The sequence below is a fragment of the Corynebacterium sp. HMSC05E07 genome (genome assembly GCF_001807225.1).
Taxonomy (GTDB): Bacteria; Actinomycetota; Actinomycetes; order Mycobacteriales; family Mycobacteriaceae; genus Corynebacterium; species Corynebacterium singulare.
In genome coordinates this window covers 1-13,605 of the sequence record NZ_KV788243.1, presented here as the reverse complement: position 1 = coordinate 13,605, position 13,605 = coordinate 1, and the positions used below count along the sequence as shown (strand labels likewise).

10 protein-coding genes, 1 tRNA gene and 2 pseudogenes are annotated in these 13,605 nt (G+C 62.5%); 7 read left to right on the top strand and 6 right to left on the bottom strand.

Annotated elements, in window-relative coordinates:
* Positions 1–1,130: pseudogene (locus HMPREF3149_RS08170) on the top strand (IS481 family transposase); the annotation flags it as partial.
* Between the two features lie 28 nt (positions 1,131–1,158).
* Here the strand turns inward: HMPREF3149_RS08170 and HMPREF3149_RS08165 are convergent.
* The 5 genes from HMPREF3149_RS08165 to HMPREF3149_RS08145 form a co-directional block, all read right to left on the bottom strand.
* Positions 1,159–1,234 (bottom strand) — tRNA-Arg (locus HMPREF3149_RS08165).
* Between the two features lie 71 nt (positions 1,235–1,305).
* Positions 1,306–1,599: a glutaredoxin domain-containing protein gene (locus tag HMPREF3149_RS08160; RefSeq protein ID WP_070537424.1), complete on the bottom strand. Its 294-nt coding sequence runs from the start codon at positions 1,597–1,599 to the stop codon at positions 1,306–1,308.
* A complete protein-coding gene (locus tag HMPREF3149_RS08155) occupies positions 1,599–2,144 on the bottom strand; it encodes a dihydrofolate reductase (protein WP_070537423.1) in 546 nt (181 codons plus the stop codon). Before HMPREF3149_RS08155 ends, HMPREF3149_RS08160 begins: the two co-directional genes overlap by 1 nt.
* Positions 2,144–2,941: a thymidylate synthase gene (locus HMPREF3149_RS08150; RefSeq protein ID WP_070537422.1), complete on the bottom strand. Its 798-nt coding sequence runs from the start codon at positions 2,939–2,941 to the stop codon at positions 2,144–2,146. The genes HMPREF3149_RS08155 and HMPREF3149_RS08150 overlap by 1 nt, the downstream gene beginning before the upstream one ends.
* A 27-nt stretch (positions 2,942–2,968) precedes the next feature.
* Positions 2,969–3,856, bottom strand: a complete 888-nt coding sequence (locus HMPREF3149_RS08145; protein WP_070537421.1) for a Rossmann-fold NAD(P)-binding domain-containing protein — start codon at positions 3,854–3,856, stop codon at positions 2,969–2,971.
* A gap of 107 nt (positions 3,857–3,963) precedes the next feature.
* On the opposite strand from HMPREF3149_RS08145, the gene HMPREF3149_RS08140 reads away from it, so the two are divergent.
* Positions 3,964–4,632 (top strand): TetR/AcrR family transcriptional regulator, encoded by a 669-nt coding sequence (locus HMPREF3149_RS08140; RefSeq protein WP_070537420.1) that lies wholly within the window; start codon positions 3,964–3,966, stop codon positions 4,630–4,632.
* Positions 4,633–4,739: 107 nt separating this feature from the next.
* On the opposite strand, the gene HMPREF3149_RS08135 is transcribed toward HMPREF3149_RS08140, so the two are convergent.
* Positions 4,740–5,498: a 3'(2'),5'-bisphosphate nucleotidase CysQ gene (locus tag HMPREF3149_RS08135; protein ID WP_201773964.1), complete on the bottom strand. Its 759-nt coding sequence runs from the start codon at positions 5,496–5,498 to the stop codon at positions 4,740–4,742.
* Between the two features lie 34 nt (positions 5,499–5,532).
* Between HMPREF3149_RS08135 and HMPREF3149_RS08130 the strand changes: the two genes are divergently transcribed.
* From HMPREF3149_RS08130 to HMPREF3149_RS08110, 5 genes and pseudogenes are all read left to right on the top strand, one after another.
* A complete protein-coding gene (locus HMPREF3149_RS08130; protein WP_070537419.1) occupies positions 5,533–10,398 on the top strand; it encodes an ATP-dependent helicase in 4,866 nt (1,621 codons plus the stop codon).
* A 91-nt stretch (positions 10,399–10,489) separates the two neighbouring features.
* Complete coding sequence (locus HMPREF3149_RS08125; RefSeq protein ID WP_070537418.1) at positions 10,490–11,746, top strand: alpha-hydroxy acid oxidase; 1,257 nt, start codon at positions 10,490–10,492, stop codon at positions 11,744–11,746.
* 27 nt (positions 11,747–11,773) lie between these two features.
* On the top strand, positions 11,774–12,595 hold the full coding sequence (locus tag HMPREF3149_RS08120) for a DNA-formamidopyrimidine glycosylase family protein (RefSeq protein WP_070537417.1): 822 nt from the start codon (positions 11,774–11,776) through the stop codon (positions 12,593–12,595).
* Between the two features lie 10 nt (positions 12,596–12,605).
* On the top strand, positions 12,606–13,019 hold the full coding sequence (locus tag HMPREF3149_RS08115) for a YccF domain-containing protein (RefSeq protein WP_070537416.1): 414 nt from the start codon (positions 12,606–12,608) through the stop codon (positions 13,017–13,019).
* A gap of 52 nt (positions 13,020–13,071) precedes the next feature.
* Positions 13,072–13,605 (top strand): annotated as a pseudogene (locus HMPREF3149_RS08110) (HNH endonuclease); the annotation flags it as partial.

Below are 13,605 nucleotides of genomic sequence, written 5' to 3'. Positions count from 1 at the left end.
ACACCCCTACCAACAAGCCGCTCTCAGCACCCGCTACCGAGAAGGCGGAATCAACGCCCTAGAACCACGCTCTAAACGCCCCCGCACCAATCCTCGAGCACTCAACCCCAACACTGTCGACCGCATCCTTGAACTGCGCCAGGACCTCACAGAACGCGGCACTGACGCCGGAGCACACACAATTCTCTGGCACCTGCAGCAAGAAGGAATCGACCCACCACCAGCACCATCAACAATCCACCGTGTGCTAGCCAACAACGGTTATGTCATCCCCCAACCACAAAAGCGTCCTCGCAGCTCATGGATACGGTTTCAAGCAGATCAGCCCAACGAAACATGGCAAATGGACTACAGTGACTGGACTATTGCAGGTCACAAGCGAGTAGCTATCCTCACCATCTTGGACGACCATTCCCGGTTCATCATCTCCTGCTGCGCCTACAACAATGCCACCGTGGGAAACGTCATTGAAAGCTTCATTAATGCAGGTCAGACACACGGCTACCCTCAGTCCACCCTCACCGACAACGGCCGAGCATTCACAACCAGCGCAGACCGGACAAACCCCGCGCGAAACGGCTTTGAGCAACTACTTATCGACCTAGGAATCAAGCAGAAAAACGGCAAACCCTACCACCCCCAAACCCAAGGAAAAGTCGAACGCTTCCACTACACCCTTAAACTAGCCCTTTCGAACAAAACACCAGCTCAAAACCTCGATGAACTCAACGCCCAACTCAAAGAAATCATCGAATATTACAACCACAAACGCCCCCACAGAGCTCTAAAAAGAACCACCCCCGCAGAAGCCTACACAGCCCTGCCCAAAGCTCTTCCAGCAGACATAAAACCAGACCACGACTACCGACTACGCACCGACAAAGTAGGCACCAACGGCAAGACAACCCTGCGATGGGGCGGCAAACTACGCCGCCTCTACATCGGACGCAGATGGGGCGGAGAACCCATCACAATGGTCTGCGTCGACAACCACGTCGACATCAAAATAACCGCCACCGGGGCACAAATCGCCGCCTACACACTCACCGAAGAAAAGATCTATTACAACAAGAAAGACAACGAACTCAACCCCCAGCGGGGCAACTAAAAACCAAAAATCTCGAGACACCGACCGGAACGATGTCTCGAGACTTCACATGGTGCCCCAGAGAAGATTCGAACTTCCGACACCGGCTTTAGGAGAGCCGTGCTCTATCCCCTGAGCTACTGGGGCGGGGGTGCGTTAGGCACCTAGGTAAGACTAGCAGCACCGCTCGGTGTGGCGGTAAATGCGTCGCCGTTGGCTTACTCGCCGGCCAGTTCCGCGTACTTGGCGCGGACCTCGCTAGCCGGAGGGTTCGTGGCGTGGGTGCCGTCGGAGTAAAGGACGGTGGGCACGATGCGATTGCCGTCGTTGACGGATTCAATCCACGCGTTGATGTCGGCGGTATTGGGGGAATCCGCTTCGACGTCGACGAGCTCGTAGGGGGTTTCGGTGCGGTTCAGGTTTTTGATCAGCTTGGCGCAGAACGGGCACCAGTCGGCGAAGAAGATGGTGACATGCTCAGAGGTTTCGGGGGCAGTGATGTTGTCAGACATTAGGCGGCAGCCTTTCGGTCGTAGGTGAGGAATCGGTACTTCATAGGCAGCTCGCTTGGGGGCTGACCGGGGATGGTGAGGTGGCCAGATTCGGAGGTCAGCCAGTCGGTATCGGCAGACAGGCTGAATGTCTCAGGAACGGCGGGGGCGTGCACGGCGTCGTTGCCATAAGCATCGCCGACGTGGACGCCCATGAGGGTGAGCTCGATTCGGTCGACGCGGTCGAGGGCGGAGTTGTAGAGTTGGCCGCCGCCGATGATCCAGGCGTCGCCAAGCTCTGCATCGAGTGCGGCGTCGAGGTTGTCCACCACGGTGGCACCCGCAGACCACTCGCCAGGTGCGCGACGGGAGAGGACGATGTTCTCCCGGCCTGGTAGCGGGCGGAACTTAGGGTTGAGGGATTCCCATGTCTTGCGGCCCATGATGACGGGCGCGCCCATGGTGACCTCTTTGAAGTGTTTGAGATCCTCTGGCACGTGCCAGGGCATGACGGCGCCGTCACCGATGATGCCGTCGAGTGACTGCGCCCAGATAGCGCCGAGCATTAGATGGACACCTGTGCCTTGATGGTGGGGTGGGGGTCGTAGCCGATGACTTCGAAATCCTCGAAGTCGTAGTCAAAGAGGCTCGCGGCCTTGTGGAGCTTGAGCTGCGGGTATTCGCGGGGCTCGCGGGAGAGCTGCTCTTTGACCTGCTCAATGTGGTCGTTGTAGATGTGGCAATCGCCGCCGGTCCAGATGAGATCGCCCACCTCAAGGCCTGCTTGCTGGGCAAACATGTGCGTCAGCGCGGCATAGGAGGCCAAGTTGAAAGGAACGCCGAGGAACATGTCGGCGGAGCGCTGGTAGACCTGCATGGAGAGCGTGCCGTCAGCGACGTAGAGCTGGAAGAGCAGGTGGCAGGGCATCAGCGCCATCTTGTCCAGCTCAGAGACGTTCCATGCGGAGACTAGGTTGCGGCGCGAATCCGGGTTGTTCTTCAGCGTGTCCAGTGCGACCTGAATCTGGTCGATGTGCTGGCCATCCGGTGTGGGCCAGGAGCGCCACTGCACGCCGTAGACAGGCCCGAGCTCGCCGTCCTCATCGGCCCATTCGTTCCAGATGCGGACCTTGTTGTCCTGAAGCCACTTCACGTTGGACTCGCCGCGGAGGAACCACAGCAGCTCACCAATCACACCGTGAAAATAGACCTTCTTCGTGGTCAGCAGCGGAAAGGACTCTGCCAGGTTATAGCGCAGCTGGGCGCCGAAAAGGGAACGGGTTCCGGTACCAGTGCGATCGCCCTTGGGGGTGCCTTCTTCCAGGACGCGGCGCAGGAGGTCCTCGTACGGAGTCTCAATCATGGTCTCTAAGTGTAGAGCGAAATCGTGTCATTGGGAGACTTGTGCAGCTTGGGCGATTTCTTGGAGTGCTACGTCTGTAGGCGTGGCATCCCACTCGGCGATGGAACCAGTCAGAATCGAAGGGCGAGTCCATAGGTAGCGCATTTCCTGGAGTCCTTTGAGATTTGGATCGACGTAGCCTCCGAGTCTGACCATCCACGGCCGAATGGTAATGGGTAAGTGAATGCAGCCAGCAAGTTCGGCGAACTCTGTTTGGGTAAGAGCGGGGGCGCTGGGAGTGGTTATGAGGGGAGGTGAGGATGGGGCGAGGAGGGCGTCGGCAAGCGCGCGGGCGAAGTCTGGCAGATACGTTACGGAGTGCTTTGCGTGTGCGTTGTAAAGGGCGAGCGGGAACCTTCGCCCAATAATGAGCTGGTGGTAGACGCACCCGGGGCTGGGATCGGGGCCAATAAGATCTGATGCGACCACGGAGGTTGCGCACGCAGGGGAAGCTCGGCGGGCCGCGAGCAGGGCGGCTCGCACGCCGGGTTTGCCTTGTGGGGAGTGAGTCAGTGGTGTGTCTGGCGTGACTTCCTCGTAATAAGGATCGAAAGCATAGACGGATTCTGGGAAGACGATGGGGATGTCACGTTTAGCGGCAACCGCCAAGGCTGTGCGTTCCGCTGGGATAAGAAGCTTTCGCCATAGCTGCGCGTCATACGGCGCATGGATGCAGTGGGCGATGCCGTCGATGTTGTCGGGGTAAGACTCGTAGTGTGTGGCATCCGCGGTTATGAGTTGGGTAGCTGGGTCGAGCCCGAGGGCCTCCAGTGTGATTGGCTTTCGTGTCATGATGATGCACTTGTGGCCGCGGGCTGTGATGTCGCGTGCAAGTGCGCGGCCGACGGGGCCAGCACCAGTAATGAGAAACCTCATAAGAGAGAACTCCATTCATAAAAGTGACTAGTGCTCTCTAGAATATTGGTGATGATATTAAAGATCAAGAGCGGTGCTCTCTACTTTTGGGTTGCTATAGTTTTCACATGCCACTTTCCCCGCGAGACCGCGCCCGCCAGCACACTATGGAGCGCATCACTCAACTGGGCAGACAACAATTGGACACAGGCGGCCCAGAAGCACTCAACCTCCGGGCCATCGCCCGAGAGCTTGGGATCGTCTCATCGGGCATCTACCGCTATGTACCCGATCGCGCACATCTGCTTACACTGCTTATTGTCGACGCCTTCGGCGCGCTTGACGACGCCACCGCTTACGCAGATCGTGCCACAGCTGAGCCCCGCGCTAGGTTCGTGGGCATTGTCTCTGCTATGCGTCAGTGGGCCTTGGCGCATCCACAGCGGTGGGCGCTCATTTATGGCACGCCTATTCTGGGCTATGAGGCTCCTGCTGAGGAAACGGTTGAGGCAGGAACGCGAGTGAGCCGGAGGATTGCGGCGTTGCTGCAGTCGGCCGACGTTGCACCTTTGGAGCAACGAACGGCAACGCTGGAGCGTGACCTGCATGCCTCTGCAGAGGACATGGGGGTGCGTTTGAGCGCCGATGTCATGGAAAAAGCGTTGGAGGCCTGGGTTCGAATAATCGGACTTATTAACGCTGAGGTGTTCGGGTATTTCGGCGCCGATACGTTGGGGGACTTCACAGAGTTCCACGACAGAGCGGTTGCTCGGCTTGTGATGGAATTGGGGCTGTAGAAGCCGCCCCGATGCAGCGCCGAGGCGTCCGCCCTTGGGCAGCCAGCCTCGTCCCGGTTACCGCGGTGCGTCGGTGATGTTCACTGGCTGTAAGGGGCCAAGGAAAACTAATACCCGCCGTTGGCCTCCGCGTAGGCGGCGGCGTGCTTGAGAATATCTTCGGCAAGCTCCGGGCGGCAGATCAACAGATCTGGGATGAAGGTGTCCTCGTTGTTGAATTTGATGGGAGAGCCATCCAGACGGGAGCAGTGCAAGCCCGCCGCCAGAGCCACGCCAACCGGGGCAGCCTGATCCCATTCGTACTGGCCACCGGCGTGAATGTAGGCGTCATAGTCACCCAACAGGACGTGGATGGCCTTGGCACCCGCAGAACCCACGCCGACGGTCTCAAAGCCCATCTTGTCCGCGACATAACCCGCCACCTTCGGCGGGCGGTTGCGAGAAACGACAAACTTCTTCGACAGCGGGCCGGTCACCGCCCGTACGTCGGAAGACTTAAAGGTCACTCCCATATCCGGCATACCTACGGCTGCGTGGATTGGGACTCCGTTTTCCACCAGTGCGATGTGGACGGCCCAGTCCTGGCGGCCGGTAGCGAACTCCTTGGTGCCGTCGAGCGGGTCAACGATCCACACGCGCTCCTTCTTCAGGCGGCTCAAGTCATCGGAGGCTTCCTCAGACAGGACGCCGTCCTGAGGGCGGTGCTGCTCCAGCACGCGGGCAATCCATTCCTGGGCGGCTTCATCGCCGGCATCACCAAGCGCCAAGCCGCGCAACAGGCCACCGTTGCGCACACCTTTGAGGATCTCGCCGCAGCCGTCGGCGAGGGAGTTGGTTAGACGGGAATCAGAAATCTCAACGGTCATAACGCCCAGATTACCGCGCGCGCTACAGTAGGGCATGCCCAAAAACGTTCTCGGAAAGTTTCGCCCGCAGGTCGCCGGCTGGTTCGAGGACGTTTTCGCTGCTCCTACCGCCGTTCAGGAACAAGCATGGGAGGCTATCTCCGAGGGAGCCCACGCCCTCGTGGTGGCCCCGACTGGTTCTGGTAAGACACTCGCGGCTTTTCTGTGGGCGCTGAATTCCTTGGTGGAGCGCGAAGGACAGACCGCCCTGCCGCTGAGCAATGAACCTTCCCGCGAGGGCGCCCACGACGGCGTACGGGTGCTCTACATTTCCCCGCTCAAGGCCCTGGGCGTGGACGTGGAGAACAACCTGCGCGCCCCGCTCAATGGCATCGCGCGCACCGCCGAGCGCCTGGGCCTCGACGTGCCGGATATCACTGTGGGAGTACGCTCCGGCGATACCCCGCAGGCAGAGCGCGCCCGCCAGGTGCGCAAGCCTCCGGACATCCTCATCACCACGCCGGAGTCGGCCTACCTCATGCTCACCTCCAAGGCGGCCGGGATCCTCAAGACCGTCGATACCGTCATCATCGATGAAATTCATGCCCTGGCTGGCACCAAACGCGGCGTGCACCTGGCGCTGACCCTGGAGCGCCTCGGCCTTATCGCGGGCGAGTTTCAGCGCATTGGGTTGTCGGCTACTGTGCGGCCGCTCAGTGCCGTGGCCAACTTTCTCGGCGGCGATCGTCCCGTCGACATCATCGCGCCGCCGGCCAAGAAGCGCTGGCAGCTCGACGTCCACGTGCCCGTGGAGGACATGTCAGATCTACCCACCCCGGAGCACGCATCCACCATCGGGGAGGCTACTGTCGACGACCCCCTGGGCATCACCCAAGGCCCACAAGAATCGGCCTTGCCCGCGGCGAGGTCGATCTGGCCGTTCATTGAAGAGGAGCTCTACGCCGAGATCATGGAGCACCGCTCCACCCTAGTCTTCGTCAACTCACGCCGCACCGCCGAAAGGCTCACCAGCCGCCTTAACGAGCTCTACGCCCAGGAACACGACCCGGAATCCTTAAGCCCAGCCACCCGGCGCGACCCAGCCCAGCTGATGAAGCAAGTCGACGTCGCCGGAAAGGCCCCTGCCGTCATTGCCCGCGCGCACCACGGCTCGGTGTCCAAGGACGAGCGTGCGCTGACTGAGACGATGCTCAAGGAGGGAACACTCAAGGCCGTGGTCGCCACCAGCTCCCTGGAGCTAGGCATCGACATGGGTGCGGTGGAGCTGGTGGTGCAGGTGGAATCGCCGCCGTCCGTGGCCTCTGGTCTGCAACGTGTGGGCCGCGCCGGGCACTCGGTCGGCGCGGTCTCCCACGGCTCCTTCTATCCCAAGCACCGCGCGGATCTTGTGCAATCGGCGCTCACTGTCGCGCGTATGGAGGACGGCCTCATCGAGGAGATGCACGCCCCGCGTAACCCGCTCGACGTGTTGGCCCAGCAGACGGTGGCCGCTGTGGCAGCGGCAGGGGAGGAGGGCCTGCTTGCCGACGACTGGTATTCCCTCATCCGCCGCTCCTGGCCCTACCGCGATCTGGCACGCGAGGTCTTCGATTCCGTGCTGGATCTGGTCAGTGGCGTGTATCCCTCGACGGATTTTGCGGAGCTTAAACCCCGCGTGGTCTATGACCGCGTGAGCGGCGTGCTCACCCCGCGTCCCGGGGCGCAGCGCGTGGCGGTGACCAACGGCGGTACCATTCCCGACCGCGGTATGTTCGGCGTTTTCCTCGTGGGAGGCAACGAGAAATCCCCGCGCCGCGTGGGCGAGCTCGATGAGGAAATGGTCTATGAGTCGCGCGTGGGGGACATCTTCACGCTTGGTGCGACGAGCTGGCGCGTGGAGGAGATTACGCGCGACCAGGTGCTGGTTACTCCCGCACCGGGGCACACAGGCCGGCTGCCTTTCTGGAACGGCGACCAGGCGGGGCGGCCCTATGAGCTGGGCAAGGCGTTGGGGGCGTTTCGTCGAGAAGCATATGCGGATCCGTCCGTCGTGCGCGACGCCGATGAGCTCGCCCGCTGCAATATCGCGGCCTACCTCAAGGAGCAGGAGGAGGCCACCGGGCTTATCCCGGATGAGAAGACGCTGCTGCTGGAGCGCTTCACTGATGAGCTGGGGGATTGGCGCGTGGTGCTGCACACCCCGTTTGGCCGGCCGGTCAATGCGGCATGGGCCTTGGCGGTGGGGCAGCGCGTGGCGGAGCGCACGGGCATGGACGCGCAGGCAGTGGCGGGTGATGACGGCATCGTGCTGCGCCTGCCGCAGGGCGAGGCGGACCCGGATGCCTCGCTGTTTCAGTTCGATGCGGATGAGATCGCGGACATCGTCACCGAGCAGGTGGGTAACTCCGCGCTCTTCGCTTCCCGTTTCCGGGAGTGCGCGGCGCGTGCGTTGCTCCTGCCGCGGCGCAATCCGGGCAAGCGCGCGCCGTTGTGGCAGCAGCGCCAGCGCGCGGAGCAGCTTCTCGACGTCGCTCGCAACTACCCCTCTTTCCCCATCATCCTGGAGACCGTACGCGAGTGCGTGCAGGATGTTTACGACCTGTCGGCGCTCACGGAGGTCATGCGGGAACTGGCGCACCGCCGCATTCGCATCGCGGAGGTCACCACGGAGCAGCCTTCGCCCTTCGCGTCTTCGCTGCTGTTTAATTACACCGGCGCCTTCATGTACGAGGGCGACTCACCTTTGGCGGAAAAGCGCGCGGCGGCCTTGGCCCTGGACCCGGCGTTGTTGGCCAAGTTGTTGGGCACGGTGGAGCTGCGCGAGCTTCTCGACGCCAACATTATCGCCGAGGTCCACGCCCAGCTGCAGCGCACCACCCCGGAGCGTCAGGCGCGCACCACCGAGGAGGTCGCAGACCTGCTGCGCGTGCTGGGCCCGATTCCCGTCGACGAGCTGGGCGCACATTGCACGGTGCCATTGAGCGCACTCGATGCGCTCGGTGCGCGCATTATGTGGGTGCGTATCAACGGCCGCGAACACATAGCCCAAGCGGTGGATGCGCCGCTGCTTCGCGACGGTCTGGGCATCCCCGTCCCGCCCGGCATCCCCGCCCAGCAAGCCACTATCACCGATGCCGTAGATCAGCTGGTCAGCCGGTGGGCGCGCACGCGCGGGCCGTTCATTGCGCGCGATGTGCAAGAAGCCTTTGGCCTTTCGGCTGCGGTGGCGCACTCGACGCTGAACAGTCTGGATTCCATACTGGCCGGGCGCTACCGCCAGGGCGTGGAGGAGCAGGAATACTGCGCGGCGGACGTACTCAAAGTTATTCGCTCGCGCTCACTGGCGGCAGCTCGGGCGGCTACGCAGCCGGTCACGCCCGCGGCCTTTGGGCGTTTCCTGCCGGAGTGGCAGCAGGTGGCCGCGGTGGGGCGGCGCCCGGTGCTGCGCGGGGTGGATGGCGTCTTCGCGGTTATTGAGCAGCTGGCGGGCGTGCGCCTGCCCGCGTCTGCTTGGGAGAGCCTTATCCTGCCCGCGCGTGTGGGGGATTATTCGCCGACCATGCTGGATGAGCTCACCGCTAGTGGCGAGGTCCTCATTGTGGGCGCGGGCAGGGCGGGTGCGAATGACCCCTGGATCATGCTGCTGCCGGTGGATTACGCCGCGCAGCTCGCACCCCAGGTCTCCGCGGAGGAGGCGGGCTTGTCCATGCTGCAAACCCAGATCCTTGAAGCCTTAAGCGGCGGCGGCAGCTACCTCATCTCCGATATCCAACCGCGCTTGAGCGGCACGAGCGAGGAGGTTCGCGAAGCGCTCTGGGGCCTAGTAGAAGCCGGCTTGGTGAGTCCCGATTCCTTCTCCCCGATCCGTGCTCACCTGGCTACGGGCGGCCGCGCGGGGCGGGCTGCTCACCGCGCTAAACGCCGGCCAACCCGGTCCCGCCTGCGCATGGGGCGTACGTCCTTTGCCCAGTCCCACAATGCTGCTGGTGCGGCAACCGCGCCCGACGTGGTGGGACGCTGGTCCCTGTCCGTTCCCGCCGCCACGGATGCGACGTCGCGGTCCATCGCGCATGGCGAAGCTTGGCTGGATCGCTATGGCGTGCTCACCCGCGGTTCCGTGGTGGCCGAGGACGTCCTCGGTGGTTTCGCCCTGGCCTATAAGGTGCTCTCTGGCTTTGAGGAATCCGGCAAGGCCATGCGCGGTTACGTCATCGAGGGCCTAGGCGCTGCGCAGTTCTCCACCCCCGCGGTCATCGATCGCCTGCGCGGGTTGGCGGATTCGCCAGACGTGACCGGCTGGCCCTCCGGAACCCACGAGCCGCAGGCCTACGTTCTCGCCGCAACCGACCCGGCCAACCCCTACGGAGCAGCCCTGCCGTGGCCACCCTCCGATGCCTCTGACTCCGCCGCCCGCCCCACCCGCGCTGCCGGTGCCTTGGTGGTGCTCATGGATGGCCTGCCCGTCGCACACCTGACCCGCGGCGGCAAGACGCTCACCACGTTCTTCGCGGCGCTGCCCGAGGGCATCGAGCGCACCGAGGTGGTGTCCGCCATTCTCGCGGGCCTCTCTGAGCTGGTTGCCGCAGGCCGCCTAAGCAAGCTCGTCATTGAGAAGGCTAACGGCCGTCCCATTTTTGACGGTGAGCTTGCCGGTGAGTTGCGCGCGGCCGGTGCGGCTTTGACACCGAAAGGTGTGCGCATTACTGGCTCCGCGAACTCAGTGATGCCTTCGCGATCTTCTGCAGCCCCCTCCGAGCCGCACCGTCCCGCTCGCCGGGGTGGACGTCGCGCCGTGGATGCCATCGAGGAGCTTTCCTTCGACGACTCGGATGACGAAGCTCCTGGCACCGTGGGCGAGATTGGTTCACCCGGAAAACCTGGAAGCCCGGGTGGCTTCCGCCCGCGACGCCGTCGACGCTGAATTTTAAGGGGCAATGCTTCCTCAGCGACTCGGCGCAAGGCCTAACGTGGAAAGACGATAGACCATTAGATTTTAAGGAGTCGTGCTTTCCATGCGGCTAAAACGACAACTGCCCAACGTCACCGAGCTGAAAAACCTCATGCGGTTCGAGGCTCCCAACTTTGACCGCCGAGCCGCCCGTCTGGCGGAAGCTGCAGACGTGTGGGATCTGCGTCGGATTGCCAAGCGCCGCACCCCGAAGGCCGCCTTCGACTATGTCGACGGCGCCGCCCGCGATGAGGTGAGCTACCAGGAATCCCGTGATTTCTTCCGTGATGTGCGCCTTATGCCCAACGTGCTCAACGGTGCACATGACATCAACCTCGGCACCGAGATCGCCGGTGAACCCGCCGCGCTACCTTTCGGAATTGCCCCAACCGGCTTTACCCGTTTCATGCATGCCGAGGGCGAAGATGCAGGCTGCCAAGCCGCGCGCGATGCAGGCATCCCGTTTACACTCTCCACGATGGGGACGCGCTCGGTGGAGGAGGTGGCGGCGTCGCAAGGCGCGAGCGGACGCCGCTGGTTCCAGCTGTACCTGTGGAAAGATCACGCCGCGTGCCAGGACCTTATGGACCGCGCTGCCGCCAACGGCTATGACACTCTCGTCGTCACCGTGGATACGCCCGTGGCAGGCCAGCGCCTGCGTGATACCCGCAACGGCATGCGCATCCCGCCGCGCCTGACCGCCGGTACTGTCTTCGACGCCGCGTGGCGCCCGGAATGGTGGTTCAATTTTCTTACCACGGACCCAGTCACTTTCGCCTCCCTCACGTCCACTACCGGCACCTTGGGCGAGCTGGTCAACACCATGTTTGACCCCGGCCTCAACTTCGAGGACCTGGCGTGGATACGCCAGCAGTGGAAGGGCAAGCTCTTCGTCAAGGGAATCGTCAACCCGGCGGACGCCCGCAAGGTCATCGACTTGGGCGCTGACGGAGTGGTCGTTTCCTCCCATGGCGGGCGCCAGCTCGACCGCGTAGTCAACACACTCCAGGCCCTTGAGGCCGTGCGCGCAGAGGTGGGCCCAGAAGTAGAGATCATCTACGATTCCGGCGTCATGTCCGGCGTGGACATCGCCATCGCCTTGGCCCTCGGCGCAGACTTCGTCCTCATCGGACGAGCCTACCTCTATGGTCTGATGGCTGGCGGTAAGGAAGGCGTCGACCGCGCCATCGAGCTGCTCGCTGCCGAATTCAAGAACACCCTGCAGCTGCTGGGTGTGAAGAAGATTGAGGATCTCGGGCGACGGCACGTCATTACCCCGTGGGAGCCGTTGGGAACTGGGCAGCACACGCCGGTAGAGTAGGCACCCGTTTGGTGAGGAGGTTCTGCTGTGCCAGAGGGTGATTCCGTTCTGCAGCTGTCTAACCGGCTGCAGTTTATGGAAGGCCGGCGCGTGACCTCCTCCTCCCTGCGCGTGCCGCGCTATGCCACCGTGCGTTTCGATGGGCTGGTGTGTGAGGAAGTCTGGCCCTATGGCAAGCACCTCTTCATGGATTTTGGTGGCGAGCTGATTCTGCACACACATCTCAAGATGGAGGGCACCTGGGCCATCCACTACGCCGGGGACCGCTGGCGCAAGCCCGGCCACAGCGCGCGTGTGGTGCTGCAACTGGAGAATTCACCGCGCGATATCGAGCTGGTGGGCCACTGGCTGGGGCTGGTTGAGGTTTTCCCGGCACGCGAGTTTGAGCAACGTATGGCGCACTTGGGTCCTGACATCCTCGCGCCGGAGTGGTTAGAGGGCGGCTTTGAGGAGGCGGTGCGGCGCATCGAGTCGCGCCCTGAGCGCAGCATTGGCGCGGCACTCCTGGATCAACGCAATGTGGCGGGATTGGGCAACGAGTATCGCGCAGAAATCTGCTTCCTGGCCGGTATCCATCCTGCAACGCCCGTAGCGCTTGTCGACGTCCCCCAGATCCTCACCCTCTCCCGCCGCCTCATCTGGGCCAACCGCGACTCCCCGGTGCGCGTGACCACTGGCGTGAAACGGGCAGGGGAGACCACGTATGTCTTCGGACGCAACCGCCAGCGCTGTCGGCGGTGTGGCACGCTTATTGAGAAATCCACGCTGGGTGGTGTGGATGCCGGCGGCGACGACGGCGAACTGGAGCGCGTCATCTGGTGGTGCCCGCACTGCCAGCCGCGCGGCTAGGCTTGGTGGTATGAAGATCATTTTGAACATCATCTGGTTGGCAACGGGTGGCCTTGCCCTCGCGCTGGGCTACCTCCTTCTCGGCATCCTGGCCTGTATCCCCATCGTGACTATCCCCGCTGGCGTGGCCTCGATGCGCATGGCGAACTTCGCGCTGTGGCCCTTTGGGCGCTCCGTCATTCAGCCGGTCAAGGGTACTGGTGGAATGTCGCGGTTCTCCAACGTCGTCTGGTTCCTCGTCGCCGGCCTGTGGCTGGCCATTGGCCACGTCACGACTGCTGCGGCCCAGGCCGTGACCATCGTGGGCCTTCCCGTTGCGTGGGCCAACCTGAAGATGATTCCGGTAACCTGCTTCCCCTTCGGTCGCAAGATTGTCGATTCGGATGAGATTCCCTTCGGTTGGGAATCGATGATCAAGCTCTAGATTCTTCTTTTGCGGTTGCGGGGTGGGGGTCGCTGGTTTAGTGTTCTGGGTCATGGGGGATTTAGAGACCTATTTCTCCTTCCGTAACTCGGGGATCACGTTGGTGGGGCAAGCGGGAGGAGGAGAACAACACCTACGCGCACGCGGTGCCGCACCGGCCGATGCCGCCGAATTAGCACGCCTGCACCACATCTACTTCGGTGCTACCAAGTTCACTGGTAAGCAACGCACCGCGCGTGCGCGTGCCCTGGACCAGGGCCATGATGTGGCCACGTTAAGCCTTATCGAGTCCTACACTTCGAAACTCAAGAATCAGCTGGATGCCTGGAATCTAAGACTCAGACTTGCCGGCACCGACGCACACAACATTCCAGCCGTGGCGGCTAAGCGGTTAAAAGAGCTCAAGCCCAAGCGTGTGCCCAAGCCTGGGGTGCGCATGACCTACCGTAAGCAAGGCCCGCACTCGCTGACTATTACTGGGGATGCGTTGATGATTGCTGAGATGCACGGCACCTTGGAATCCATCAACCAGACCAACCTGCTGGAGGCTTGCAAGCAGGTCTTCTTCACCAACAACCATGGTGGA

Excerpts from the sequence above, each read along its gene's own strand:
- HMPREF3149_RS08155 (WP_070537423.1), bottom strand. The coding sequence starts at position 2,144 with ATGCTCGGCGCTATCTGGGCGCAGTCACTCGACGGCATCATCGGTGAC.
- HMPREF3149_RS08135 (WP_201773964.1), bottom strand. The coding sequence starts at position 5,498 with ATGACCGTTGAGATTTCTGATTCCCGTCTAACCAACTCCCTCGCCGAC.
- HMPREF3149_RS08125 (WP_070537418.1), top strand. The coding sequence starts at position 10,490 with ATGCGGCTAAAACGACAACTGCCCAACGTCACCGAGCTGAAAAACCTC.
- HMPREF3149_RS08145 (WP_070537421.1), bottom strand. The coding sequence starts at position 3,856 with ATGAGGTTTCTCATTACTGGTGCTGGCCCCGTCGGCCGCGCACTTGCA.
- HMPREF3149_RS08115 (WP_070537416.1), top strand. The coding sequence starts at position 12,606 with ATGAAGATCATTTTGAACATCATCTGGTTGGCAACGGGTGGCCTTGCC.
- HMPREF3149_RS08140 (WP_070537420.1), top strand. The coding sequence starts at position 3,964 with ATGCCACTTTCCCCGCGAGACCGCGCCCGCCAGCACACTATGGAGCGC.
- HMPREF3149_RS08160 (WP_070537424.1), bottom strand. The coding sequence starts at position 1,599 with ATGTCTGACAACATCACTGCCCCCGAAACCTCTGAGCATGTCACCATC.
- HMPREF3149_RS08150 (WP_070537422.1), bottom strand. The coding sequence starts at position 2,941 with ATGATTGAGACTCCGTACGAGGACCTCCTGCGCCGCGTCCTGGAAGAA.
- HMPREF3149_RS08130 (WP_070537419.1), top strand. The coding sequence starts at position 5,533 with ATGCCCAAAAACGTTCTCGGAAAGTTTCGCCCGCAGGTCGCCGGCTGG.